17 protein-coding genes and 2 pseudogenes are annotated in these 26188 nt (G+C 68.1%); 6 read left to right on the top strand and 13 right to left on the bottom strand.

All coding sequences use genetic code 11. The annotated features are described in order from the left end of the window. Window positions 1–297: 297 nt before the first annotated feature. Entirely contained in the window at window positions 298–558 is a 261-nt protein-coding gene (locus tag OG521_39580; GenBank protein WUW26530.1) for a hypothetical protein, read from the bottom strand. A gap of 276 nt (window positions 559–834) precedes the next feature. Here OG521_39580 and OG521_39575 point away from each other — a divergent pair, with 276 nt between their 5' ends. Continuing rightward, on the top strand, window positions 835–3321 hold the full coding sequence (locus OG521_39575; protein ID WUW26529.1) for a Helicase associated domain protein: 2487 nt from the start codon (window positions 835–837) through the stop codon (window positions 3319–3321). Window positions 3322–3540: 219 nt separating this feature from the next. On the opposite strand, the gene OG521_39570 is transcribed toward OG521_39575, so the two are convergent. The 7 genes from OG521_39570 to OG521_39540 all read right to left on the bottom strand — a co-directional run bounded on the left by OG521_39570 (window position 3541) and on the right by OG521_39540 (window position 14012). After that, a complete protein-coding gene (locus OG521_39570) occupies window positions 3541–4014 on the bottom strand; it encodes an SLATT domain-containing protein (protein ID WUW26528.1) in 474 nt (157 codons plus the stop codon). A 364-nt stretch (window positions 4015–4378) separates the two neighbouring features. Further along, entirely contained in the window at window positions 4379–4582 is a 204-nt protein-coding gene (locus tag OG521_39565) for a hypothetical protein (GenBank protein ID WUW26527.1), read from the bottom strand. Window positions 4583–5403: 821 nt separating this feature from the next. Continuing rightward, window positions 5404–6738 carry a SpoIIE family protein phosphatase gene (locus OG521_39560; protein ID WUW26526.1) on the bottom strand — a complete coding sequence of 445 codons (1335 nt, stop codon included), beginning with the start codon at window positions 6736–6738 and terminating at the stop codon, window positions 5404–5406. A gap of 703 nt (window positions 6739–7441) precedes the next feature. Further along, window positions 7442–7999: an XRE family transcriptional regulator gene (locus tag OG521_39555; protein WUW26525.1), complete on the bottom strand. Its 558-nt coding sequence runs from the start codon at window positions 7997–7999 to the stop codon at window positions 7442–7444. Between the two features lie 12 nt (window positions 8000–8011). After that, window positions 8012–10234 carry a helix-turn-helix domain-containing protein gene (locus OG521_39550; GenBank protein ID WUW26524.1) on the bottom strand — a complete coding sequence of 741 codons (2223 nt, stop codon included), beginning with the start codon at window positions 10232–10234 and terminating at the stop codon, window positions 8012–8014. A 1058-nt stretch (window positions 10235–11292) separates the two neighbouring features. Further along, window positions 11293–11829: a hypothetical protein gene (locus tag OG521_39545; protein ID WUW26523.1), complete on the bottom strand. Its 537-nt coding sequence runs from the start codon at window positions 11827–11829 to the stop codon at window positions 11293–11295. Window positions 11830–12200: 371 nt separating this feature from the next. Beyond that, window positions 12201–14012, bottom strand: coding sequence for an alpha-amylase family glycosyl hydrolase (locus tag OG521_39540; GenBank protein ID WUW26948.1), 1812 nt, complete (start codon window positions 14010–14012; stop codon window positions 12201–12203). Window positions 14013–14167: 155 nt separating this feature from the next. Here OG521_39540 and OG521_39535 point away from each other — a divergent pair, with 155 nt between their 5' ends. Both OG521_39535 and OG521_39530 read left to right on the top strand, forming a co-directional pair. Continuing rightward, window positions 14168–15583, top strand: coding sequence for a hypothetical protein (locus OG521_39535; protein ID WUW26522.1), 1416 nt, complete (start codon window positions 14168–14170; stop codon window positions 15581–15583). Further along, a complete protein-coding gene (locus OG521_39530; protein ID WUW26521.1) occupies window positions 15580–16332 on the top strand; it encodes a hypothetical protein in 753 nt (250 codons plus the stop codon). The genes OG521_39535 and OG521_39530 overlap by 4 nt, the downstream gene beginning before the upstream one ends. Here OG521_39530 and OG521_39525 read toward each other — a convergent pair. From OG521_39525 to OG521_39505, 5 genes and pseudogenes are all read right to left on the bottom strand, one after another. Then, window positions 16304–16665: pseudogene (locus tag OG521_39525) on the bottom strand (hypothetical protein). The gene OG521_39530 and the pseudogene OG521_39525 overlap by 29 nt on opposite strands. Window positions 16666–16674: 9 nt before the next feature. Beyond that, window positions 16675–18561: a hypothetical protein gene (locus OG521_39520; protein ID WUW26520.1), complete on the bottom strand. Its 1887-nt coding sequence runs from the start codon at window positions 18559–18561 to the stop codon at window positions 16675–16677. 456 nt (window positions 18562–19017) lie between these two features. After that, the gene (locus tag OG521_39515) at window positions 19018–20148 is read right to left on the bottom strand and encodes a TniB family NTP-binding protein (GenBank protein ID WUW26519.1); all 1131 of its coding nucleotides are present in this window, start codon (window positions 20146–20148) and stop codon (window positions 19018–19020) included. Beyond that, window positions 20145–22274 (bottom strand): helix-turn-helix domain-containing protein, encoded by a 2130-nt coding sequence (locus tag OG521_39510; GenBank protein WUW26518.1) that lies wholly within the window; start codon window positions 22272–22274, stop codon window positions 20145–20147. Before OG521_39510 ends, OG521_39515 begins: the two co-directional genes overlap by 4 nt. Continuing rightward, window positions 22271–22876 carry a TnsA-like heteromeric transposase endonuclease subunit gene (locus tag OG521_39505; GenBank protein ID WUW26517.1) on the bottom strand — a complete coding sequence of 202 codons (606 nt, stop codon included), beginning with the start codon at window positions 22874–22876 and terminating at the stop codon, window positions 22271–22273. Before OG521_39505 ends, OG521_39510 begins: the two co-directional genes overlap by 4 nt. A 550-nt stretch (window positions 22877–23426) precedes the next feature. Here OG521_39505 and OG521_39500 point away from each other — a divergent pair. From OG521_39500 to OG521_39490, 3 genes and pseudogenes are all read left to right on the top strand, one after another. Beyond that, a pseudogene (locus tag OG521_39500) lies at window positions 23427–24661 on the top strand (dihydrofolate reductase family protein). 134 nt (window positions 24662–24795) lie between these two features. Continuing rightward, entirely contained in the window at window positions 24796–25089 is a 294-nt protein-coding gene (locus tag OG521_39495) for a hypothetical protein (protein WUW26516.1), read from the top strand. 552 nt (window positions 25090–25641) lie between these two features. Next, window positions 25642–25980, top strand: coding sequence for a thioredoxin family protein (locus OG521_39490; protein ID WUW26515.1), 339 nt, complete (start codon window positions 25642–25644; stop codon window positions 25978–25980). Window positions 25981–26188: the final 208 nt, after the last annotated feature.

The raw sequence follows: 26188 nt of genomic DNA, 5'->3' as shown, positions 1-26188 counted from the left end.
GCGCAAGGCTTGTGAGGCCGTTTCACGGCCCGGGGGTCCGTCCGCTACGCTCCCGGACCAGTCCGGCTCCGCCGGGCAGCTGGCTACAGGGCAGGGGGTATCGGTGTGCCACGCAAAGGATCGCCGCGAGCACTTTCCCTGCCGCCCGTCAGGCCACCTCGTCCCAGCCAGCTCCACATCCCCGGGCCCGCATCCGCCCCGGGAGCAGATGCGGTCCCTCCGCCTCTTTCCAGGGCGGTGGCAGGAACGGTCCGAGCCGGGGAGCCTTGCGGTGGTGGCCACGAATCGGGCGGGGATTCACTCCTGCTGGGGGTGGCCGCCATCACCCTCGACCACGAGCCGGTCGGTGCCGGGCTCCTCGGCTCCCTCGACCACCGTCACGTCGATCTCCCCATCACCGGTGGTGTCGAACTGGTAGAGGTCGGCTGTGCCGTCGCCGGTGGTGTCTGTCATCCAGACGTCGGGTTTTCCGTCGCCGTTGGTGTCAGCACTGAGGACGACGTGATGTTCGTCCCCCTGTGTGGTGACCGCTTCTTCGGTGCCTTCGTTGGTTTCCATGACAGGCCGGTTGCCCCCGGGAGGCGGTTCGAAACTGTGTCGTACGAGCCACTGTAAAGGTGAGTGCTTCAAAATTTAGTTGAGATAGACTCTGGAATGAGGCAGGACACTTGATGAGGGTGCACCAAAACACCTTGCATGCTCTGCTGTTTCACTTGCGGTTTACGGGGTGCGCAGGCGGCCGGGCTGGATCGTGTGCGGCTCGGATTGGCAACTCATCTTGTTTCTGTGGGTGTTTGAGGTGAGTTGGTGAGCGTGGTACCGGAGGGAAGTGGCGTGCCGGCCAGAGAGCTGAGGCCTCATCAGCGTGAAGCGGTCGATGCGGTGTGCAGTGCGCTCGAAATCCCTGCAAGATCACGTGTGCTCGGGCAGGGCCTGCGTACACAGGTGATCATGGCGACCGGGTCCGGGAAGACACTCGTGGCGGTCCGCAGCTCGGAGGAGCTCCGTGCGGGCCGGGTGCTGGTGGTCGTGCCCTCTCTTGACCTGCTCGCCCAGACGGAGTCAGCATGGCGCGAGGGGGGCCGCCGGGGGCCGGTGATCGGGGTGTCCTCGTTGCGGGGCGAGGAGGTGTCCTTCCCCAACACCACGGACGTGGACGAGCTGGTGGAGTGGACCCGTGGCCTGGACAAGGTCACCGTGTACGCCACGTACGCCAGCCTCGGTCTGGGCACGCTGGAGCGGGCGCACGTCGCCGGCCTTTCGGCTTGGGACCTGATCGTCGTGGACGAGGCCCACCGCGTTTCTGGCCGGATCGGGAAGCCGTGGGCGGTCGTCCACGACAACCAGAAGATTCCGTCCCTGCGCCGCCTCTACATGACGGCCACGCCCCGGCTGTGGCAGCTCGGGGACGAGGACGAGACCGGCGCACCGGGCGAGCTGGTCGCGAGCATGGACGACAACCCGGACGGGCCTTTCGGTAGCCGCTGCTTCACGCTGACGCTCTCGGAGGCCATCGACCGGGGAATCTGTGCCCCCTACCAGGTTGTATGCGTGGACGTCACCGACACCGCGCTCCAGGCCGCGCAGCTCCTGGGCGCCGAAGGCCGCTCGGCAGAGGTCCGCGGGGCCCGGCTCGCCGCTCTCCAGACCGCGCTGGTGAAGGCATCCTCGGAGGAGGGCTTCCGCCGCACGCTGGTCTTCCACCACATGGTGAAGGAGGCCGAGGCGTTTGCGGCCGGCCTCCCCGACGTCGCCGCGCAGCTGCATGCCTCCGACCCTGAGCTGTATCCGGCCACGATCTGGGCAAACTGGCTGTGCGGCGACCATAAGCCGCTCCACCGGCGGCGTCTGCTGGGCGAGTTCGCCGACGGGATCGCCACCGATGGCACCGTGGTGGAGAAGTGTTTCCTGTGCTCGGTGAAGGTCCTGGGCGAGGGCGTCGACACCAAGCACTGCGACTCCGTCTACTGGGCCGACGTACGCGGTTCCATGCCCGACCTGGTCCAGGCCGTGGGCCGGGCGCTGCGGATGCAGCCGGGCGAGGGCAAGGTGGCCTCGCTCGTGGTGCCGGTGCTGCTCGGACCGGGCGAGACGGCGGACAACATGCTGACCTCCCGGGCGTTCGGCGGGCTGGCCAAGCTCTTGGAGGCGCTGCGGGCGCACGACGCGCGGATCGTGGAGGCCCTCGCGGAGCAGCAGGCCCCGAGCGCCTGCAAGCCCGTCAGCAAGGGGAGCGGCGAGGGCTCCGGGAGCGTGAGCTCCCCCGCCAGGGCCCTGCTGAAGTTCTCCACGCCACGCGACCCGGCTGCTTTGGCAGCGTTCATCAACCTGCGGGTCATCAATCCGGAGCATGAGCACTGGCGCCGGGGTGTGGAGGCCGCTGTGATCTACGCCCGCGAGCGCGGTGACCTGCGGGTGCCGTTCACGTTTCGTGTCCCGGCCGTCAACGACCAGGAGTCTGAAGGCCAGGGGTGGCCGGCCTCGCTCGCCGGGTTCCCGCTGGGGCAGTGGACCGCCGACGCCCGCCGCTTCTACGCCCGCGGGGATATGGACGAGGCCCGTGTCGCCCAGCTGGAGAAGCTCGGCATGATCTGGTCCCACTTCGACGTCGCATGGGAGGCGGGCCTGACCGCCGCGCGCGGGTGGGCCGCCGAACACGGCCACCTCCTGGCCCCGCTGGACGCCACCTTCCAGGGCGCGGCGGTGGGCATCTGGCTGAAGAACGCGCGGGCCGCCGCCCGCAAGGCTGCCGAGAACGAGCAGCGGCGTGCCGAGGGCCTGCTGGTGGGATCGGTGGCCGGGGCGCTGTCGGAGGACCGACGCGAGCAGCTGGAGGAGATCGACGCGTCCTGGTGCCCGTCGTGGCCCGTGACGTGGCAGCGGTGCTTCCACCTCGTGCGGATGCACCTGGACGCGGGCGAGGCGGTGCCCGCCGAGGCGGGCGAGGTCCTGCGCCAGGGTGAAGACCTCGGGCGGTGGGTGACGTCGGTTCGCTACGGGTGGGACCAGCTGAGTGGCGTGCAGCAGTGGATGTGCGAGCAGGTCCTCGGGGTCACGCCTGTGCCCGAGGAAGAGAAGCCGAAGCCGCGTCGTACGCAGGCCGATAAATGGGTCGCCAACCTCGCGGCCGCCCGGCAGTTCTTCGAGCGCGAGGGACACCTCAAGGTGCCACGTAAGCACGTGGAGATCGTGCTCTCCGAAGACGGCCACGAGGACCAGTTCCGCCTGGGGGCGTGGGTCAACAATCAGCGCAGCCGGGCCGCCGCTCTGACCCCGGAGCGGATGGAGCAGTTGTCCGAGGTCGGAATGCGGTGGGTGTAGCAGCGCGCGGGGCGGGTCGAAGCGCAGCCCATGCAACTGTTTCTCGTTAACGCCCAGGGAGAGTTCGCCCCTGCAGAGGATGAGCTTTCCCGTGTGCCAGTTGGCGCCGGCGCTCTCCGAGCTCTGTACGAAGAGGCCCCGCCGCGCACGGGGCGGGGCCTCTTGGCCGTCTGGGCGCTTGTGTGACCGCTGACCACGTCTGCCCGCGGCGCGTCCTCGTTACTCCTGGGTGCGGTCGCCGGGCGCCGCCGGGAGCGTCGGTGGCTGGGCTCCGGCCAGTGGGGTGCGGGTGAGGCTGCCCCAGTTGCTGGCATCCTGGCTGAGTGTCGCGTCAAGCAGTTCCATCGCCTCTTGCGCGATGGTCTGCCGGTCCTCGCCCGCCGCTTCGCGACGCTCGACATTTCTGATGATGCGTTGGAGTTCCGCAAGGATCAGGCTCCGCTGCTGCCACAGATCGTGGTGACGCATGAGGCCGCTCCACGCCGTGATCACGCCGATCACGCCTGCTACCGCGGTGCTGGCCAACCCGAGCCAGGGAGCGTAGGCCCGCCAGGCCGCGACTGCTACGCCCAGCACCGCGATCATTCCGTTCAGAGCGGCGATGCCCACCGTGGTCCGTCGCGCCTTCATCTTCATCAACTCGCGGGTGCGCGTGTACTCCCTGCGGAAATGTTCCAGGTAGTGGGTGGTCACCTCAAGGGCGTCGGCTCCGGTCGGAGGCGGTTCCGTCGGGCGCATGCCTGTGAACCTCTGCTGCCTTACGGCCTGTTGCTCCGTTCCGGGCCTCTGAGTCATGCACGGGATCCTAATCTCGGTAACTTCAGCCCCGGTCGGGGCCGTCCTGCCCGGCCGTGTGTATTCCTCACGTGCTGTCCGGACCCACCTGCGGCGGCGAGGGGTCCGCGTTGTCGTTCCATAGCCGTCCGACCAGGTTGGCCGTGGCCTGGAGCGAGGCCCGCTCGGTGGCCGTCCGCCCGATTTCGACGGCAGGGCATACAAGTTCGGTTGGGCCGGCCCCCTTGCCACCCGCTTCGGCGGAATGGGGTGCCGGCCGTTTTCAGAGATCCTCATCATCGTCCGGGGCATCCGGCGAAGCGAAGTGAAATGGCACGCCAAGATGGCGGGCCGGCGCCCGGCCCGCCTTGGCGGCGGCAATGCCGGGCGGAGAGCCGTCAGGGCGGCGGTAGTCGGTCGCCAGGCGGCTCGCCCCGTCTGGGGAATCCAGGACCGCGACCAGGAGCACGAACCAGTAGTCGTGCACGGTGTCGCCTTCCCGGACGCCTCCACCGCGGCCACCCGGCCCGGGAGGGCTGCGGCGCGCGCTGCGAGTGACGGAAGGTCGAGCGGATCCGGCGGGGTGTGCTGCACTCGGTCGCCGAGGGCCTCGTATCGTGTGTGGGCCACCCGCTCGGCCTCGTGCAGGCCTATCCCCGGCGGACGCGATGCCTCCCAGACGGACCTGACCGCCGACAGCCGACGATCCCGCAGCACGGCGGCGTCCACCTCCCGGCAGGTCCGTTCCTCCAGGTGGGCCCACCAGCCGCTCACTGGGCCACCGGTCGGGTTTTCAGGGCCTGCTGCGTCATAGGCCCGAACGTACGTCAGGGCCCGGAACCCGGACCAACGGCTCCTTGGTGCTGCAGGATCCCGGGCTCTGGCGCAACTTCCGTGCCCCGTCGGCCGGGGCTCGCGCTGGCCTCTGGACGCGCTGCTGGCCTGCTGGTTCGCCAGGGTCGCCGGCCTCGGACGCCGAGATCGGTACGGTTTCACGGAAGTTGTGCCAGAACCCAGTCTCGTGGAGAAGGCCAGGTGACGGACAGCCGTCCAAGGAAGGTCTCGTTCACAGGGCCGGGCAGGGCCGGGCAGGGCCGGGCAGGGCCGGGCAGGGGGTAGCCGGACGCGGCGGCGCGGGCAAAGGCTGTTCCGAATTCCGCATGGCTGTCCGGGCCCGCGATGCCTCAGGGGGCAGCACGTAGGTGTCAGGGCTATGGAACCGGGCGTTGGGGGCGGTCAGGTCGTGGTCGGGTCCGCCCGCGTGGTCCATCTGACCGGCATGTCACTCCTGGGGGCTGGTGGAGACCGTCAGGCGCTGGGGGGGGGGACGCGCAGGGCCAGCAGGGCAGTGTCATCGCTGGCCCACCCGCCGTGGTGATCGGACAGCACGGCGGCCAGCTCTTTGACCGTCGCGGCAGCGTCCAGGCCGGTCGTGGCGGCCAGCGCCGCGGCGAGCTCGGCCTCACCGAAGGTCGGCGGGGCGGCGGCCGGGGTACCGGGGCGCGGCCGGCCCTCACAGGCCCCGTCGGTGTAGAGCAGCAGCAGGTCGCCGGGCGCCAGGCGGTAGCGCACATCGGTCAGCTGCGTGGTGGGCAGCACACCCAGCAGCGTGCCCGGCGTTCCGAGCTGCTGGATACGGCCGTCGACGCGGCGCACCAGCGCCGGCAGGTGGCCTCCCAGTGCGATGCGCCCGGACAGCCCGGCCCGGGTGATGCGGAAGGCGGTGTATACGGCGGTCAGGAAGCGGGGGGCCCGCTGTTCCAGCATCGCGGTGTTCAGCCGGTCCAGAAGCGCGGCCGGTGACGGTGTCTGTCCGGCGTCGGCCCGAACCGTGTAGCGAGCCATCGAGGTCACCTGCGCTGCGGCCACGCCCTTGCCGCACACGTCTCCGAGCACCGCTCCGTAGTAGTGCCCGTGGGTGTGGAAGAGGTCGTAGAAGTCCCCGCCGACCTCGACCCCGGCCCGTCCGCTGGTCGATGCCGGGAGGTAGGACGCAGCGGTCTCCAGGCCCGGTACGGGGCGCAGTGTCGGCGGCAGCAGTCCCTGCTGGAGGCTGTGGGCGAGATCGGCGGAGACCCGGTGCGCCTGGCGGGAGGATTCCAGGCTCTGCCGCAGGTGAATTTCCGCCGAGACCGAGCGAGCCAGTGTTGCCAGGGTCGTCAGATCTCCCGGTGTCCAGGTGCGGGGTTTGTCGTCGATGACGCAGAGACTTCCCAGTACCTGCCCCTGCGGGGACAGAAGGGGGTAGCCGGCCCATGCGCCGATGCGCATGGGCGTGAGCGAGGGGTGGTCGCGGGTACGCGGGTCAGCGGCCGCGTCGTCCACGATGAAGGATTCCCCGTCCAGGCCGACAAGGAAGTAGCAGAAGCTCTCGCGCACCGCGTTCTGCCGGTCGGACAGCTCTTCGGCGTCCACGCCGATGCAGGTCTTCCAGAATGAGCGGTCGGCATCGACCAGGGTCACGAACGCCCGCCCGGAGCCGGTCACCCGCGCCGCCAGCGTCGCCAGGTCCTCGAAGGCCTCCTCCGGCCCGGTGTCCAGCAACCGCGTGGCCGCCACCGCTGCGAGCCGCACCGAATCCGACAGCGCCGCCGGCAGGCCGTCCGGCCGCACGCCCCCCGCGAAATGCACCCCGCTCACCACCGGTCCAGCAACTCCCTCGGGCCCTGTTCGGGCACATAGCAAATCACGCCCCCATCCCCCACGACAGCCTTCCTGTCGCCCGCCCTCGCTGACCACGATCAGTCACGTCCCCTCAGTGATCGGACGGCACATGCTCAAGATCGCGGTGGGCTCGCCGCATCACAGCTGTTGTCACCCGGACCCTCTGGGTTCGCCGGCATCACAGTCGTTGTCACCCGGACCCTCGTGGAGTCCTCGGCGAGGTCGGCGGCCGGCTCCCACGCCCAGGGGTGGGAGCCGGCCGGCGGGCAGGGTGGGCGCATCCGGTGGGAGCCGGGCAGCCCGGTCGTCCAGGTCGGCAAGGATGCCCAGTGCCTCTGTGAACCTCGTTGCGGGCCAGGTCTTCGCCTGCCGTCTGACCGAGGCCGGGCTTTTCGGCGAGCTGCGGGTCTGGGAGCCGCCGGATCTGCTTGACCGTGGGCTCTGCGCGGTGCGGTTGCTCATACAGTGCCGGATCACCCGCGTAAGGGCCTGGCCCTGTCCTGCGTTCGCAGCGCAGGGTCAGGTTGTCGAACGCCTCAAGCCGCTGTCTCATCCAGTCCTGATTCACGGGCCGCATTCCAGGCGCGGAGTCCGGCAATTCCCGGTCTCACCGGCTCGGCAAAGCCAGGAGCAGCGGTAAGGGCCCGCGCCCAGAGGGCGGTTCGGGCCCTTCCGCTGGGATCTACAGGTCGAACTCGAGGTGTTCGATGTCCGTGAACCGGACCTCTTCCAGGCTGCCGGCGCGGCGGCCGCCGTCCTGGAAGTACACCTCCTTGAGCGCTTCGGCCGCGATCTCCTGGAGCCGCTGGTCGGTGGCGCCTTGCTCCTGGGCGTCGAAGAGGCGGGCGGCGTAGCGGGGCGGCAGGGCGATGGTCAGGTGGCGGATGCGGTCCTGGTCCGTCGACCCGATCGGTGCGGTGTAGCCGATGCGGGCGCGGGTGTCGACGACGATGCCGCCCGTGGACGCGGCCTTCGCCTTGGCCTTGGCACGGATCTGCGGCTGCCAGCGGGCCTTCACCTCGCGCTCCAGGCGGGCGGCGAGGTCCGGGCGGGGCTTCCTGATCTGGTCCTTCACGTACCGCTCGACGGTGCGCTGGGAGATGCGCAGCATCTGGGCGACCGCCTTGGTGCCCCCCAGCTGCTTGACCAGGTAGCGCATCTGCGGGCCCGCGCTCTTCGGCGCCGGGCGGGTGAACGCCTTCTGCACCGCGGCTTCCAGGCCGTCCCCGAACAGGCTCATCGTCGCGTTCTCCTACTCTCCCCTGTCGACGTCGGTGACGGTGCCGTCCTTGATGTACCGGGCGAGGTTGAGCTCGGGGGCGTGGAACTGCTCGCGGACGCCCTCGCCCCACAGCACGCTCTGGGTGCCCTCCCACTTCACCAGGCCTGGGTTCACCCCGAGCTTGAAGCCGCCGGGCAGCGGCTTGCCGTCCCGGTAGGGCAGGAAGTCCAGCGGGGAGGGCCCCTGGGAGGCGTAGACGGCGCAGTCCGAGAGGACCGCGACCGGGTACTGCCCGGTGAAAGCGGCATGCCTGACGATCTTGCGGTGCATGTTGATCCGGGTCCGGGAGATAACGGCGGCGCGAATGTCCGGCCGCCAGGTGGGCCGGGCGAGGGCCCGCCAGGGCTGCCCAGGTTTCCAGCCCTCGCCGCGCGGGCGCTCGCGCAGCTTGCCGATGCCGCCCTTCACGGACGCCTTGACCGCGGACACCACGATCGCCAGCTCAGGGTCACGCTGCCGGTAGCCGTCCATCGCCTTCAAGAACTCCTCCGGCGACAGATCGGCGCCCACCCCGAGGTCGGCCATCGTAGCCAGGTAGGCGTCACGCAGCCGCTGGTACCAGCCGTCCAGGTAACGGCCGTTGTCGTACCGGACCCATGCCTCGATCGGTGTCACGTCGTAGCCGAGCTCCACCGCGTAGGCGACGGTGGGCGTGGCGTACCACGCCGGGCCCTCGGGCCGTTCACCCTTCGGTGTGAACGGGCTGGGCAGCAGCGAGCCGTCCAGGTCCGCCCACGTGTCCTTGGCCACCTTCACCCTCGACAGGTCGGCATGGGACAGGTCGACCAGCCAGGAGCCGGGCAGTTTCGCGTCGAAGACGGGGTTCTTGACGTGCACCGGTGCGCCCAGGCCGACCGTGAGGCCGTTCGCGCCGGCGGCGAAGGCCATGTTCACATCGATGCCCACCAGGTTGCGGTGCAGGCATTCGGCGTCAGTGAGCGGGCGCGCCCAGTCGTACGCCTCCTCCACCAGAACCTCCGCCGGGGTGCGGTGGTGGAAACGCGGCAGGTCCGCGAGCAGCGGGTGGCCGTCGGGAGCCTCGCACGGTGCACACTGAACCGGGTCCCTGCCCAGCGAGCCGGGGTTGTGCTCGGAGTGCCGCTTGCCCCTCTCATCGGGTTCGGAGGCACGGGTCGGCGGATGCAGGGCGGTCATCAGTTCCAGACCGGTCACGGCGGTCGATCCGCGCGGCGTCATCACCCGGGCCGCATACGTGCCCAGCAGCCGGGCCAGATCCGCCGGTGGCAGCTGCCCCGTGTCCGCCCAGTGCCGGGTGTCGAGCGCGTCCCACGACGGGATGCACAACTGCACGCACGCCCGCTCCGAGCCCTGCGCGGGGCGGTAGATCCGCGCCCACGGCCCGAAGCCGCGCTTGGTCAGCTGCCAGCTGGCGCGCGTCAGCTGCTTGATGACCTTGTGGCCCTCCGGGATCCGCCCGGCCAGGCGCTCCTGTGGTGCGAGCGTGACCGGCAGGCCGTAATACTCCAGCGCAGCCCTGGTGAGCACGAGCAGCGGATCGCCGTCCTTGCCCGGCCCGGACAACTTCGGCTGACCGAGCCGCCCCTGGCTCAGCGTCCACTCCACCAGAGCGGCGATCGACTTCGCCGGTACGTCCAGGACCAGGCCCCCGACGCAGTACGCCAGCACCTGACCATCTGCGTCGACGTCGACGACCGCGAGCGGCCCGTTCTCGAACCGTGCATCACCACCACCGCCGTCGCTGGCGGCGGGGGCAGCCTTACGCGCGGGCGGCCGACGCGGTGCCGGCCTGGTCGTGGCCACCGGATCCGGCACGACGGCAGAGACCAGCGCGGTGTCCTCGGAAACAGGCCCCGGCGCCTGGTCTGCGGGTTCGGGGCGGGCTTTGGCCGGTTCAGCTCCCGTTGGCGCAGGAGCGGCTGCGAGGACAGGCGTCCCGGGGACCGCCGTGTCCTCACAGGGCACCGGGGCGCCTGCGGGGTAGAGCTGGGCAAGCTGCTTCAGCAGGCGGGCGTAGGCATCACGCTCCGGCGGCCGCGGTTCGGTCCTGCCGGCCTCCCAGCCGGACACCGTGGCCCGGCGCACCTGCAGAGCGGCGGCCACCTCGTCCAGCGTCAGGCCGTGCGCCTGGCGCAGCCTCTTGCGTTCCGCCGGAGGCGGCAGCGTTGAACGGGACGAAACCAGCGCATCAACCGCATCGAACAACTCTGACATGCAGCACCTCCAGTCCCCCAACCCTAGCCTGAAGCGCACCTTTCGCGTACTGAACGCGTACGGATGACGTAAATGACGGTTGTGGCCCGGCATCCCCGCCCGTACCGCGAGTCGGCCTGGGGGTGGCGCGTACCGGCCACCACTGGTGGCAGCGTCCCCCGGAGCCCGGGAGGGCATCGGCATCCACGACCCGGCCAAGTCCTCCGCCGGCGTCGCCATCGCCTCCGGACCCCCGGTGGCTCCACACCCCCCGGTTCCGGGCCGCGGGAGAGTAATCGCTCAAGCGCGCCCGAGGCAACGGGATGCCACCTCCAACAGGAAGCACCGGCACTGCCGGTGTACGCGAAGGGATCCGTCAGGACGGAACCAATGATGTACACGGTGCTCTCGGCGAAGGAGCGCCAAGTTCCCCCGGGCACAGCACCCGCCGGCCCGGACGCTCTGCAGTGATGCCACCCTCGCCCACAACGCGTGAAAGGCAGACCGTGCACACAGCGCCTGAACAGAGGCCGACAGCCGGATGCACCGGCGAGCCCGGATACGGAAGACCAGTCCCGGCACCCGCCGCACGGCCAGGGCCGCATCCGGCACGGCTCCCGTACCAGTACCAGTACCGGCTCCCGTACCAGCTCCAGTTCCAGTACCAGTTCCAGTACCGGCCAGAACGCGAGGGACACGAGGGACACGAGCAGCGGGCACGCCACAATCGGCGGCCAGACGGCACAGGTAGTCCAGGACAGGCAGGAACAGGCGCTCGGCATCGTCGCACACCAGCACATGCGGCCCTTGCCGCGCTGCGGCCAGAGCCTGGTCAGTGGTGCTGCGCCGGCTGGCACAGCGCACCTTCAGCGCGAACGCGTCGGCGATCGTGCAGCGCAGCCGGGCGACGGCCGCGCCCACGGGCACCGTGACCCGGCGTACCGCCGGGCCGGGGCCGGCAACCCGGTACTCGTGTAGGTTCGCGCCGCCGGTGTCATTCCGGACCGCGGTGACCTGCTGCTTGTGCTGCTGTCTCATCAGATGTCCCGCGGTTTCGGTCTCAGTTCGGTGGCATTTCCTCACGCGGCTTCGCCTTGCTGGGCTTCGTCGGGCTTCCAGGTCTGGTCGAACCAGGTGATGAAGTCCTTCACGGTTCCGATGCGGGCGATTCTCTCGTGGATGGCTCGCTGGTCGTGGCCGGGGAGGAAGTCGCCGCGGCTGATGGGTTTGCCGCATCCGCAGTTGCATTCGCGGTTGCCGAGGGGGGAGTCGAAGTAGGTGATGGGGTTCTGCTGGGTGCCATTCGGGGCGGGCTTGCCGACGTAGTGGTCGTGGACGGGGTGCCCGGGGCCGAGGATGCGGCCTTCGAAGGCCCGTCGCCCGCCAGGAACGTCGACGATCCGCTCAATCTCCATGGCCTGGCGGATGATCCCGCCGCCGTTGACGACCGCGAACCGCTCTCGTTCGACGCGTGATCCGGGCATGACCCAGACGCCGCGGGCGATGTCGTGGAGCTGCTGGTCGGACAGCCCATCGCTCCAGCCGATCTGTGAGCGCTGGAGGGGGTCGCTGTTCGGGTCGACGTTCTTCTTCTTGCCGAGGGTGATCTGGATCATCGCGCCTCCTTGCGAGGCCGCCTCGGTGGTGGGAGATACCGAGGTGACCTGTTCAGGATAGACTATGCATCCCCGTTATGACGGGGTATTGCTGGTCTCAATCTCAAAGTGCGATCGGTTCTCCCCGGGCGGCGGCCGGGCAGGTCGTGCCGTCGGCCCAGGTAGCTGATCATTCCTAGCGAGAAGCCGGTCTACTCGGCGAGCTCGCGGCCCGCTGCGAATGTGAGCGGCGCTCACCAGCCTGCCGAATCAGTACCGCCCCCGCGCCGGCCGTGAGAGGCAGCCGGCCTGTTTGTCTGAGGATCTGCGGCCGCGAGTTGCACTCCCCCAAGGGAGGCGTCGTCCGAGCCTCCGCCTTGGGTGCCTCGCCCTCACGCTGAGGGGCCAAAAACGCCAACTCCGAGCGCCGGGAGCGTGACATCCGCGACAAGCTGTCCACCAGGCGCCCGGCGTACCGAGATCGCTGCGCGAAAGTAGAGAAGGTCCTGCAGGGAGGGGTTCCAGGGAAGGTGGTTGTGGCTGATGGGGGCCTCTGGTTCGAAAAGCGCGTGGACGGGCAGCTCGCGGGTGAGTGGGCGAGAGCTGGTATTCAGCACGACCAGAACACGTTCGCCATCGCGGTGGCGCACGAAGGCGTAAATGCCTGGTCGGTCGAGTTCCGAGAACAGGATCTTCTCTTCCCCGAGGTGCAGCGCCGTATGCCGTCGGCGAAGCTCGATGAGCCGCCTGGTCCACCGAAAGAACGGCGAGGATCTGTCGAACCTGTCGCCATAGGAGCTGGGCGACGTGAACCTTCCCTCGGGAAACATATCCTCTCTGTTTCCCGGATCAGCAGGATCCTGAAGATGCTCAGGTTCCAGCCGCTGTGTAGATTGGCGGAATCCCTGCTCGGTTCCGTAATAGAGCATGGGAATGCCGATCGAGAGGATCAGATGGGCGAGGGCTACCCGGAGGCGCCCCACAGGCTCGGCGTCCCGGAGGAATCGGTAGACGTCATGGTTGTCGATGAATCTGATCGTGAATCCGTGATCGCAGCTGAATGCCTTCGACGCGATATCGAAGCTCTCCTCCAGTTCTCTCGCGGGTGCCTGGCCGTGGAGGGCCCAACTCTGGCGTCGGTATTCACCGTAGTTATAGACGGCGCCCATTCCGGAGTCGAAGCATGAAGCAATCAACGTGTCGTCGTCGCTTGCGTGCTCCCCGATGATCAGAAAGTTGTCCTTCCCCAGGTGATCGGCATAATTCCTGACGGTGTCACACAGTCTCGCCACGAAGGAGCGGTCCATGTGTCGGACCGCATCAAGACGGATTCCGTCGATATCGGACTCCCGGATCCACCAGCACGCGATGGACTGAAGGATTCGCTGCGTATCCGGGTTCTCCGTCGCGAGTCTGCGATAGTCCGGTGGGAAATCCCCCAGAGTCTCCTGCTCGGTGTCGTTCCAATCGTCAATGACGCCGTGCCGCGAGAAGTGTTGCGGCGAGGCAAGTTCAAGCGGACGGATCCAGATCTCGTTGTCACGAATGCTTGCAGCCTCCCCCCTGCCCCTCCAGATGTTACTCCCGTCGGCATACTCGAACACAGGACCGGCGTGGTTCAGTACGAGGTCGAGCACGACACGGATGCCGCGGTCGTGGGCTCCGGAAACAAGCTGCCGGAAATCCTCCATGGTGCCGAGCCGAGGATCCACTGCCATGAAATATCGGGGCGCATATCCATGATATGAGCCGGGGCCGTTGAGTACGACTGGAGTGAGATGAATCGCCGTGCCACCAAGATCGCGGATGTAGTCGAGTCGTTTTGAGAGCCCTCGGAGATTTCCCCCGTGCCGTGAACGACCATCGCCCGGATCTCCCTCAACAGTCGCTGGCGTATCGGTCTGGAAGCGGTCCACGACAATGGAATAGAGGATCTCTTTGCGCCAGTCATCCGGTGAGGCGTGATACTGGCGCGCATCAGACTTCGCGAGTGAGATCTCGGCGATACTCTCCGGCGCCCCGACTTCCGGAACGGGGCCTTCCGATCGCGGACACGGCGACTGGTGTGCGGCAGGAATCATGGTCGGGACCATAGACATTTCCGGCCGACCGGTCCAGACCGTGCACTTCAGCCGGTCTTGTTCCGCTGCTGGATCCGTGCTGTACTCGAACGCGAACTCGGCCGGCCGGGACTGGGGGATCATGATCAGCACTGTGCGCTCCTTATTTCATCGAGTGGCGTGGACGGTCAAACGATGGCGCCTGCGGCGCACCGATCCGTTCATGTACAAGTGAATCGGCCGATGCTGTGATCACTTGGGGAGTATCTGCGCTTTCCCACGACGCGTCCCTGGCCGTTGTGCAGGACGAGAAATTTGTTTTCGCAGCGCATTCAGAACGCTATTCCCGGATAAAGAACGATGCTTTACTCCATCCCGAGCTGATCCGAGAAGCCAGAAGTTTCGGCGCGCCGGACGAGGTCATCTGGTACGAACGACCGTTGGTTAAGAAGCTGCGACACATGCGGGCGGGTCAATGGCATCACGCGATGTCGACTTCCGACCTACCCAGTCGGTATCTGCGGTCGATCGGCCTGCCACACAGGACGCCCGTCTCCTACGTGAGGCATCACGAAGCGCACGCCTGGGCCGGAATTGCCACAAGCGGGTTCGACTCGGCGGCCGTCATCGTCGCCGACGCCATAGGGGAGTTCGATTGCTTCACCGTCTTCTCCTACTCCCCGGAATCAGGCCTTCAACTTCGCTATCGGCGCCGCTATCCGCATAGTCTCGGGCTGCTCTACAGCGCATTCACTCGACGATGTGGTTTCAAGCCCAACGAGGACGAGTACATCCTCATGGGCATGGCCGCTTATGGGCGGCCTCGCTACGTCGATGACATCCTCGACACGTGGATATCCCTGGACACGCCGGGTTACTCGCTGACGTATAACGTCCACCGGGGCATCGGAGGGTGGCTACCCGACGCGCGCCCCGAGGACCTCGCTGCCAGCATGCAAGTAGTAACCGAGAGGGTGCTCGTCGAGGCCGCGTCCTGGGCGCGCAAGGAAATCGGTGCGCCCAACCTGATCCTCATGGGCGGTGTGGCGCTGAACTGCGTCGCCAACTCCGCCATCGCCCGCGAAGCCGGCTTCTCCCGCCTGTGGATCTTCCCCAACCCAGGGGATGCCGGTTCGAGCCTCGGAGCCGCCGCCGCCCATCTGCGGAAGCCGTTGCGATGGAGCGGGCCATACCTGGGAACACCTATCCAGCGTGACCTTGACATCCCGGCGGTGGTGAGAAGTCTGAGGACGGATGGCATGGCCGCCGTCGCCAACGGCGCCGCGGAATTCGGGCCGCGAGCGCTGGGCAACCGGTCTCTCCTCGCCGACCCCCGGTCGGCGGACATGAAGGACCGCGTCAACGGGGTGAAGGGGCGTGAGAAGTTCCGGCCGTTCGCGCCCATGATCCGCGAGGAGCTGCTCCACGACTACTTCGACGTCCCTGTGCCGAGCACCCCGTACATGCAGTTCACCGCACGGTGCCGCGAACCAGCGGAATTTCCCGCCGTTGTGCATGTAGACGGCAGCAGCCGGGTCCAAAGCGTCTCCCAGAGCGAGCATCCGGTCCTGTACGAACTGCTCCGGCAATGGGAGGACGCGTCAGGCTGCCCCGTCCTCCTCAACACGAGTCTGAACTCCCGTGGGGAGCCACTGGTGAATACCTGGCAGGAAGCCAAAGCCTTCGGCGACAGGGAAGGAGTGAGCGTCCATTGACTCCCCTGACGTCTCAGCCCGTCCGCCTTCTCGTCGCCAACGGGTGCAGCTACACCCGTGGAGCGGAACTGGGGCGGGCACAGGATGCGTGGCCGACCCTCGTAGCCAATGCACTGGATGTGCCGTGGGTCAACCTGGGCTGCGACGGAGGCTCGAACCGGCGGGTCGTCCGCACGACCGTTGGCCAACTAGACCGCCTGGCCGCAGAACACCGGGTGTCCGTCGAGGAAGTTTTGGTGATCTGCATGTGGACCGGCCTCTCCCGTCACGAGTGCTTCACGCGGCGGCGGGACAAAGGGCACGGCTACCGACCGAACCTCCCCGACGAGTTGCGCTGGCACCGTTTGAGCAGATGGCGGATCCAGATCGAGGACCAACTTTCCGAGGCCTACTACCGGCACCTGTGGAGCGCTCAAGGGGCCATGACCAACTTCGCGCTGGACTGGCTCATGCTCGACGGATACCTGCGCTCCAGAGGCGTTCAGGGCAAGTACGTCTTCGCATGGGACGTTCTGCGATTCCGGCAGGACGAGCAGACTCGAAGGCTTCTCAGCGGCCTGGACCCGGCAACCGTCTACGGCGGTTCGGTGACGAACTCGCGCACATCGTTCTATACGGACATCATCGGCCGATTCCCGACCGGGGATATGCAGCACCCGCTCGAGGGGGCCCACGCTTCCTTCGGCTCCTCCCTCACCGACTGGCTGCGGGACCACGGCATCAGGGATGCCACCCCGAAGCCCTGGTAGCCTTCCGCACGCAAATCTGGGCTGGATCGATGAGGGTGATGAACAGGCGCTGGATCTCGTCGCAAGACGCGGGATGAGCCCGACCGGTGCGGACGGGGGAAGTGAGCGTGTTCGCCGGCGCGAACCACAGCTAGAAAAGCGTGGGCGAGCCTCGCGAGAGTGCCCCAGCGGATCCAGGAGGGGTAGCGGCGGACCTGGTGCTCATCGAGGTCGGCCAGTCTTTTCCCACTCTGCAGTCTCCCCCACCTGCCATCTCGATCCAGCAACCTCCACCAAGTCGGTCAGCGGCATCGATTCGGGTGAGTAACAGCGGTAGTAGGCGCCGAACTGGCCCGGGATAGGTCATGCAGCCCTGCTATAACGGCGTATTGCCGGTGTGCTTCTCGGGGGAGATCGGATTTCCCCGGGGTGGCGACCAGGCAGATCATGCCGGCGGCCCAGGTAGCTGATCATTCCGAGCGAGAAGCCGGTCTCCTCTGCGAGCGCGCGGCAGGTGCGGCCAGCGGCGCGTTGGTCTCGGAGCCAGTCGAGATCGATCTGGCGCCAGCGGGTCGCTTCACCGTCGCGCTTCATGCCGTATTCGCGGACCAGGACCTTGATCGCCTCGGCGTTCACGCCGACGTGCTCCGCGATCCACTTGAGCGAGCGGTATTCGTCGAGGTAGAAGCGTGCGAATTTGTCTCTGGGGAGAGCTTCACGAGCCCGTCGAACAGTCGCTCCTCTCTCCCACTTCGCGCTCTTCGCCTCTGCGGGTGGTGCCGGCTGCTCCTGCAGGACGAATCGGACAGCATCATGGCTGACGCCCAGGCGACGGGCGGCCTGTGCTGTTGTCAGGCATTCGTCCCTGATGAGGCGGTGGAGCATGCCGGGGTCGATGCCCCGCAGATCGCACCCGGGCAGCTCAAGATCGCGGATGATGTCAGTCGGAGGTTGCCAGGAGAGAGGTTCGTCGCGGATTCCCTGCTGGATGAGGAAGTCGGCTGCGTGTCCTTCGAGTTGGCTTATCAGCGTCGGGGTGAGATCTGTTTCGAAGGTCCGCAGCATGGTCCGCAGTTCCGTGGTGCTGGGCGCGTAGGCGGCCGGGGCGAGGGTGCAGGGGAGCCCGCTGAGCCGTTCGAACAGCAGCGCTCGGGCGAACTGGTGGCGCCGTACTCCGCCAGCCTCGAATCCGATGTCCCGGCAGAGCTGCGTCCAGGTGTCCAGCGGCAGCAGGTTTCGGTAGTCGACCGTGCGGCGACGGTTGTAGTCGATCGGCGATCCTTCCTGGTCGAGGTAGTCCGCCAGCACGGACAGGCCGAGGCTGATGTCCCTGAAGTGGCCGCGCTTCGTGAGCCGGAACGTCATGTGAGATCCCAGCCTGTCTTCCACCGGTGCATGAAGGAGACGAGCCGCTGCGGGGAAGTCCCCAGTGCCCCCGATCAGCAGGAGGTAGCACGATAGGGCAGGGCGGATGGTGCGCGAGAGGGCCCCGTTCTGGGGACTCAGCCGGGCGGACCAGGCCGGCCAGAGCTGCGTCGGAATCTTGCGGGCCCGCTCGGTGGCCCGCGTTGCCGCCGAGCGTCCGGGCCTGCTCGGCCGTCGGTCCGCGGTGCGGTAACGCAACTGGTCAGTGCCCTTGAGGCGGGGTGCGAGGGCCGCGAGATGGATCGCGTCGAAAACCGGGCTGGTGTGGGCCCATCGGTGTGCGACCTTGAGCGGGATGGTGCCGTCGACGTCGCTGATCAGGTGTCGAAGAGCGGCTCCGGCCGCGTGGATGTCACCGTGCTCGAGGATGTGCAGGGCCGTGCTGACTGCGAGGGCGGCAGTTGCGGCCCGTTGCGGGGCAAGTCGTCCCGGACGGGTTTCCTCGACGGGGTCGAAGGACCGCCGCTTCTTGGGCAGGGGCTGCCGGTGCAGCGCCAGGATCTCGGGCGGGGCGAAGCCCGCCAGCCGGTCAGGATCGGGGACGCGGCGAAGGAGGATGCAGGTCAGTGCCCGGAGGTCTCCGAACAGCGCAAGGCTGGGCTGGGGACGATCCTGGTAGACGCCGAAGCCGGCCCGATTGCAGGCGATGGCCTCCTCGATGAGCTTCTGGGCGGCGATCACAGGTCCGGTCGCGGCGAGCGTGAGTGCGGGAACCTCGTCGAACGGCTGGCCGCAGCGCGCCGGCGGCGCATCGTTCTCCGAGGGGCTGTGGCAGCGGCCCGGAGGGAGCGGGTGCCGGGTGGTCGTCGGGAAGTGCCGGGGCATGCGGCTGCAGCAGGGGCAGGCGGTGATCGAGGCAGGCGAAGGACCAGCCGAGTCTCCAGTTCAGCCGCCATCTGCCGCCGGTCGCGGCCAGGCAGGCCGGGCAGTAGCGAGACCCGCGGGCCCTCCCCCAGACATGCCTCGCCTCGACGCGTCGCCGCTGTGCGTCGACGACGAGGGCTCGTTGGTCGTAGCGGGCCAGGGTCATGGCGTGTGCCTGTGCCGGGGTGGGGCCGGCCGACCATGAGATGGCTGCTGCCTGGTCCGCGTCGAGGAGGGTGACCAGGCGTCTCAGGATGCCCGAGTCCACCGGCCGGGAGGATCCGCAGGGCAGCAGTCCCATCGAGGTCAGGACGTCGCCGGTGGTGGTGCCCAGTCTGTGGGCGATCGCCTCCCACCAGGAGTCGAGTGCCTCGCCTGGCTGCGGGGCGAGGCGGATCGGCAGGGTCCGCGCGTGCGTCACCGGCGGGCCGCCTTCTGGCGGGTCCGTCGGGAGCGCTGTCCCTTCAGGAGATTGCGTACGTCGTCCTGGGCCAGGTGCGCCGCCTGGTCGATCTTGACGCGGCTGAGAAGTTCCTCGTCCAGACGCTCGGCGCCGGTGCGGATGGCTCGCTGACAGCCGCGGTTGATGAGGGTCATCAGCGAGCCGATGTGGCCGCTGGAGCGGATGAACAGGTAGTCGAACAGGTAGTTGGCGAGCATGCCCCGGTAGGTGTCGCGCAGGACCAGGCGCTTCTCCAGCGCCAGCAGCAGCCGGCGCCACTGGTCGCGGCCCTGGTCGGTGGTCAGTTCGAAGGACCCCATGTCCAGACGGGTCGTGCGCCGGCCCGTCTGGGCCAGGACCGCGTTGTCGTAGGACTCGCCCTCGGAGAACAGGCCGCGCTTGGCCAGGCCGACCCCCACGAACAGCAACGTGACCGGGAACTCGTTCGCGACGTACTTGAAGTGGTTGCTCACTTCGACGCCGCCGGCCGCCCTCCAGCGCAGGAAGTGCAGATCATCGACGATCAGCAGCTTCACATCGCAGGAGAGCACGCAGTCCAGGGCTCGCTGGGCGAACTGCGCGGTGGTGCCGGTAGTGCGGCCGGGGTGACCGAAGAACTCCAGCATCGCCCGGTTGAAGTCCTTCATCCCGGTGTTCCCGGTCAGGCCCACCCGGCAGACGGGGAGCCGTTCGTGCCCGCCGGCGGTGAACGCGCCGCCCTCGGCGATCTCCCGGCGGTGGAAGTCCCGGGCGAAGGCCAGCACCGCGGTCGTCTTGCCCAGTCCGGGGACGGCGTCCACCGCCACGGCGCCCTTGGCCTGGGCGCCGTCCTGCTGGTTGCTGTCGAGGATGTCCCACAAGTCCTCGTGCAGCTCGGCCAGCTGCGGGGTCCGCAGCGGCCCGAGGTTCGCGTGCCAGACCCGCCGGGCCTGGTCATACTGCGCCTTCGCGCGCTCGCCCAGCGCCATGTACTCGCCGCAGGGCAGTAGTTCCGGCTGTGTCCGCGGTGCGGCTCCCGCGAACGCCGCCCAGCCCTCCTTGCGCGAGAGCGTCAGCGCGTCCAGGCGGTGGGAGTCCCCCGGCGTCCAGGTGCCCTCGCTGTTCACGCGTCCTCCAGAGCGCCCGAGTAGAAGTCGCTGTCGTCTTCGAGCTCCACGAATTCGGCCTCGTCAGCCGCGTCGTCGTCGCCTGTCTCCGGTGCGGCCCCGGAGGCGAGTTGCGGTTCTGCCTCGTCCGGCAAGTCCATGAGGCGTCTCACGCTCGGCAGCGTCGCGACGCTCTCCTCGGGCTCGGGCAGATCCAGGGCCTTCTGTTCCCGGGCGAGCCGCAGCGCCATCCGGCGCTCGACCAGCGTGACGCCCAGACCGAGGTTCCAGCGTTCGAACAGGTCACGGACCGCAGCCTTGTCGTCCGGGAACCGGTCGCGGGACGCGGCCAGGCGGCGGGCGAACTGCAATGCCTCCTCGCTCACCGGCATGTCCCGGCCCGGTGCGTGCTCCCAGGCCAGCGCATGCCACCTGCGGTTCGAGGGATCGCGGAAGTAGACCGCGTTGATGTCGTCCGGGTTCACCGCGACGGGCCACTTGCCATCCCGCTCGCCGCTGAGCAGACCGCGGTAGGAGTCCAGGGCGGCGCCGTTGTAGCGGCGTGCGTCCAGGTCGACGCCATAGTGCTGGATCCTGCGCCGTTCCACCCGCAGGAACTCAAACGCCAGATCCGGATCGCGCGGGACCTTGATGTAGCCGGCCCGGTTCAGCCCGTGCTCGAACATCGCAGCCGGCGACATCCGCAGCCCCGGCACCCCGGGATCGACCAGACTGGTGTGCGGCCGGTGGTGATAGACGCAGGCCACCCACTCACGGATGATCGCCTCAAGCTCGTGGAGGAAGAAGAACGCCTCCCCTTCCGGCCGCTCGCCCCGGGAGTGCAGATCGGGCCCCTTGTAGCCGGGCAGGGCCTGCAGCAGGTCCTCGCGCAGGGTCAGAAAAAATCTCTCCAGCGGGCCCTTGTCCCGGCCAGTCCGCAACCGGGCAGGCTGCACCGAGATCCCCAACCGGCGGCAGACGCTGGTCAGATGCTCCGAAACGAACACCTTGCCGTGATCGACCAGAACCGTCTCCGGCACCAGCGCGGGCGACGCCGCCCCACGCATCGGCCCCTCAAGCGCGGTGACGTCGATCAGCACCGACCGAGGGATGCCGTGTTCGGGCCAGACCGCGTGCGCCGGCCAGTCGGCCCCCGCGGGCCGGGGGCGGAACGCCTGGTAGAGGGCGACGCTGGCGTCGACGGCCTTCGTCGACACCGGCGTGACCCTGATCCCCAAGACGCAGCGGGTGTACCAATCCATCGCAACGGTCAGCTCCGCCTGCAGCCACTGCAGAGTCACCGGGTCCAGGGCGAAGACGTCCAGCCGGTTGGTGTCCATCAGCAGGTACTCGCCCGGCCGGGTCGGCCGCAGCTTCCCGTAGACGCCGCCGGGCCGGCCGGCGATGTCCCGGTTCCGCTTCGTGCTCAGCCGGAACGTCGGATGACGCCGCTCCAGGTCCTCCAGGAGGCGGTAGGTGGTCGCCCGGCTGGGCAGGTCCTCCTCCGCAAAGCCCCTGGCCAGCAGCCGGGCCCGGGTCCGCTCGATGACCATCTTGCGCGACGGCTTGGACTGGCCCGTGTGCTCGACCATCACCTCCAGCGCCGCCTCCGACCACACCTCCGCGTTCCGGTGCCCCGAACGCGGCCCGCTGCGGGCCGGCACCAGTCCCGCTTCACCATCCTGACGGAAGGCCGCGACCCACCGCTTGACCGTGCGAGTCGCTACCTCGAGCTCGGCCGCCTTCGCCGCGTACCGACTCTCCATCGGCTCACCCGCCGCGTAGGCAGCACGAGGCTCCCCCGCGGCCGGCAGTTCCTCGCTGCCACTGCGGAAACCGGTCAGCACCTCCCGGACATGCGCGGCCCGCTCCAGCACCCGCTCCCGCTCGCCGGCGTCGAGCTGGCCCAGCAACACCGCCGCTGTCTCATGCGGATCGTCGGAGGCCGGCCCCGGCCCGTCCGGGATGATGCGAGCGCGGTCGGACAGCAGCAGTTCTTTGACGGCCAGCCGCAGCAGCCGGCCCCGGCCGTCCTTGAGGACCACCTCGCCGCCCGCCTGCGTGCCGGCGAATTCCACCACCTCGACGACCTCGCCGTCGTAGGAGAAGCGGCTCCCCACTCCCACCCGCACCGCAGCCCGGCTCACGGCGCCGTCCTCAGCACGCTGCGGGCGCTCAGGGGAACGCTCAGGTCGACCGACCACTGCTGCTTCCAGAGCAGGTGCAGGACCCCGGCCCGCACCAGCGGAGCCGGACGACCGGGCAGGCAGGCGAAGGTTTCTCCCAGCGTGCCCCCGTCCACAACCCGGTCGCGTACTTCATCGAGGATGACCGGGTCGAACAGCCGCTCAGGCGGTGACTCCTCCTCCACCGCCTGGTCGTATATCTCCTCGGTCAGGTCCGGCTCGAACAGCCAGTCGCGGCGGTAGCCCGCGAGGAACCGGACGTTAGCCAGCTCGGCTTCCGGCGGTTCGCTCCACACCTCGTAGTGCCATCCGCGGGACTCGACCGCCTCGCGGGTCCAGGCGAAGGTGAACGCGTGCTCCGGCTTGGCCGCCCGGTGCCGTGGCTTGACGTCGACGATCAGTGGGCCTGCCGTGGTGGCCATCAGGTAGTCCGGGATGTGCCGGCGCAGCACTCCGTCCACTTCGGCCCGCAGCAAGAAGGGCTGGGCCACGATCGCCGTCACATCCCGGTCGAAGTCCGCGTAAAGCAGCCGTGCCAGCTCCAGCCGCGACTCGTAGATCACGTGATCCGACTGCGTGCTCGACCAGTACGAACCCGATTAGTGCTTCTGCCCCATGTACCAGCGAAACGTCCGCCACGGCTCGGCCGCGTACAGCATCTCCAACGGCACTGACTCCCAGGCAAGGCCCTCAGACGCCTCCTCCTCGGCAAGCCGAACACACACCTCTACATCCACCGTCCACCCCAGCACTCGTGTAACTGACCTTGATCGCAGGACAGTTGCACGGGCACTGAGGTACGAACGATCACACGCGCTTTCGATCACTCGAAAGGGTGATCATTCCGGGCTGGGAGTCTCAACGCCGCGTCATAAGTGCTACTCAGAAGTCATCGCTTGCAAGAACATGACGCCGATTCTGAGTACCTACAACTCGCGGCCCGGGCCGGTCTGCAGACCGGCCCGATTGCCGGCGAACCCCGGCACCACCCACATCATCGGCCGGCTCGACCACACCCTTGCCCCGCCGCCCGTGAACAAGGCGCCGCACCGTTCCGGGAAGCTCCCGACCGGACCGTTGCCCACCCCGCCTGAAACGCTGCCCTTCCCACCCATGCCCTGCAGACGCACCACGCCCCGCCCGCATGTCCCGCTCTCCACCGCCGCCTCCCCCGACAGCTGTCTCGACACCCACCCCGGACAGGACCTGCTGCCCAACCCGCAGGACCTCGACCACGTCGACTCCGCACGTGCCTTGGCCGACGCAATCCACATCGACGCCGGCACCCTGCGCGCCAACAACCCCCGTCTCCTCGAGAAATCGGAACAAGGGCGTGCCGAACGGGCAGCGGCAGGTCTTCCGGCGTACCCGTGAAGATCACCATCACGGGGACCGAGGACTACGACCCGGCCCGGAAGTTCTGGCACAACGAGGGCGAGAAACCTGTCCTGGCCATCGGCAGTAAAGCCGCCACGAAGGCAGGCAAAACACTCGGGCCCCTCGCCACCATTCAGGGTGTCCCGCACGATGTGTTCCGCACGATGCAACATGGCCGGTCGCACTCGATGTCCTGGCGACCTGCACGGGGTACGGCGGCCGATGGCCGAAGACGGCTACACCATCCACACCCAGCTCCTCGAACAGGATCTCGCCGACAGACTCCACCGTCTCATCACCCCACTCCTGACCGGACAGAGCGACGCCATACGGATACTCGGCCCGGCCCACTACACGGGCAGGCCCTGCACCGGCTCCGGCTCCCGCTCCTGGAAACCCGGCAGGCCGGCAACGTGGCACTCCCGCGGCACTCCCGCGGTACGCACCCAAAGACATCACCACGGAGCCCCGATGACCGATCACCCCTGCCCCACCGGCTGTGACAGGCTCGGCCCCGGCTCAGGCCCCGAGGCCACCACCGACCCGGCCCGGCTCGCCGTCGCCTGTGAACTCGCCACCCAATGCCCACCCTCCGACACCGCGTTCAGCATCTGCGCGACCATCGTCACCGAAAACGGAACCGAGCCGGCCCGCGGCTACTCCCGTAAGAACGACCCCCACGACCACACCGAAGAAGACGCCCTCACCAGACTCGGCCACGATGAGCGGCGCCAGAACGGGGCGACACCCCACAACTCGCCGGAACCCTGCGCGAAACGCGCCTCACAACCCGCCCGTCCGCCCAGCTCATCCAGGAAGCCGGGATCCGGCGGGCCGTCACCGCATGGCGCGAACCCAACACCTTTGTCCCCGGAGCACAGGGCACCCAACTCCTCCACAACGCCGGCGTCACCGTCACCGAACTGCCCGAATACACCGCCGCAGCCAAGGCACCGAACCAGCATCTGCTGCAGCCACCCGCAGCCGGAGCCACCGGCGAACCCGATGTGCCCGACGCGTGGGCATCGAACACCAAATCCAGACGCGACAACCTCACCCGGGCCCAGCTGGACCCGCTGCGGAAGCTGAGCATGTAATAGGCGGCATGAATCCCGGAGAGGAAGAACACGAGGCGCAGCTCGCGGCTCCTGAGGTCAGTATTGAGACCGACGGGCGACTGACCGTACCCGCCGACCACGTCACCGCGCTCCTGCGCTCCATCGCCCATAGCTGGGCAGCCGGCACACGCGACGGCATCCCCGTACGTGTCGCAGAAGAAGGCGCCGCCGTCAGTCTGGAGCCCGTCACCGTCCGGGCCCTCGCCGACACCCTCACCACCATCGCCGACGAACTCGACGTCCAGTACATCCACATCACCACCCACAAAATCACCGGCTGAACCAGAGCCTGGTATGAAACTCCTGGCCGCGGGGGCTGCGTACAGCCCGGATCTCTCACCAGAGCCTGCCACTCCCCCGCACCCCATGTGCTGGACCCGCCATCGACAACGAGGTTCAAGGAGGGGGCTCTCAGGGGGCGTATCGCCGGAGCAGTGGAAGCAGCAGCTGCGGCCCAGTTCGCTTGTGCGAGTTCCAACAGGGCACAGACCGCACAGGCCGCAGCCGCCGGGCCACCGCACGAACTCGGCCGCCAGGGCGCCGCCGTCCTCGACATCCCCCGCCCACCCGCCCGTGACCCCGAGCAGCAACCCGCCCACCGGTCCACCGATCCACCGATCCACCGATCCACCGACCAGAACTGCGAACATCCGATACGGAAGCAGAAGCGGGAGCATCATGTCCCGGTCGAAGCCCGCCAGACAGTCCGCGTCGACGCGCAGTTCCCCGTTCGACTGCCGGGCCGGCCCCATCCCGACAGAGGGGGCCGACCCGGCACACCGCGCAAGGGATGATGGGGATGGAACGACAAAACGCGAGGTCAGGAGAATTCCATGGCGAAGCGGGTACACCGCCCCCGTGAGGATGCCGAGTTCAATTTCATCCTCAAGATGAGCGCACTTCCGGTCCTCGCATACTTCACCGGGACGTGGCCCAAGGCGATCGAACCCTGCCGAGAGATGGACCTCATCGTGGGTGGCATCGCCGACCACTACACAGACCGCCTGACGGCCGTCCGCGCCGACATCACACGTTGTCCGGCCGCAACCAAGCAATACGAAATCACCGAAGCCCCGTCCTACATCCTGTTGAAGGAGGGAAAGACAGTCGCGCACGCCACCGGGCCCATGACCACCTCCGAGCTACGGAAACTCCTCGACAACCACCTCTGAACGGCCACTGCAACACGTAACCACAACACCCCGTCACATCCCGTCACATCTGGTTTCATCTACGGGAGCTACGCCGCCCGAGAGGCTGCTGCCCCTCCGACTCTGATAACTGCGCTTTCGCGGTCAGGGGGCAGGGGGCAGGGGGCAGGGACAGGGGTGGGCGCCGGTTTCGCGGCACGGATGAGGTACGACACCAGCTTCACCGCTT

The organism is Streptomyces sp. NBC_01463, assembly GCA_036227345.1.
Classification (GTDB): domain Bacteria; phylum Actinomycetota; class Actinomycetes; order Streptomycetales; family Streptomycetaceae; genus Streptomyces.
Note: the sequence above shows the minus strand (reverse complement) of the source record. Positions and strands in the feature narration are given on the sequence as shown.

Excerpts from the sequence above, each read along its gene's own strand:
- OG521_39580 (WUW26530.1), bottom strand. The coding sequence starts at position 558 with ATGGAAACCAACGAAGGCACCGAAGAAGCGGTCACCACACAGGGGGAC.
- OG521_39555 (WUW26525.1), bottom strand. The coding sequence starts at position 7,999 with ATGAGCCTGTTCGGGGACGGCCTGGAAGCCGCGGTGCAGAAGGCGTTC.
- OG521_39550 (WUW26524.1), bottom strand. The coding sequence starts at position 10,234 with ATGTCAGAGTTGTTCGATGCGGTTGATGCGCTGGTTTCGTCCCGTTCA.
- OG521_39545 (WUW26523.1), bottom strand. The coding sequence starts at position 11,829 with ATGATCCAGATCACCCTCGGCAAGAAGAAGAACGTCGACCCGAACAGC.
- OG521_39540 (WUW26948.1), bottom strand. The coding sequence starts at position 14,012 with ATGATCCCCCAGTCCCGGCCGGCCGAGTTCGCGTTCGAGTACAGCACG.
- OG521_39520 (WUW26520.1), bottom strand. The coding sequence starts at position 18,561 with ATGCCCCGGCACTTCCCGACGACCACCCGGCACCCGCTCCCTCCGGGC.
- OG521_39495 (WUW26516.1), top strand. The coding sequence starts at position 24,796 with ATGAATCCCGGAGAGGAAGAACACGAGGCGCAGCTCGCGGCTCCTGAG.
- OG521_39490 (WUW26515.1), top strand. The coding sequence starts at position 25,642 with ATGGCGAAGCGGGTACACCGCCCCCGTGAGGATGCCGAGTTCAATTTC.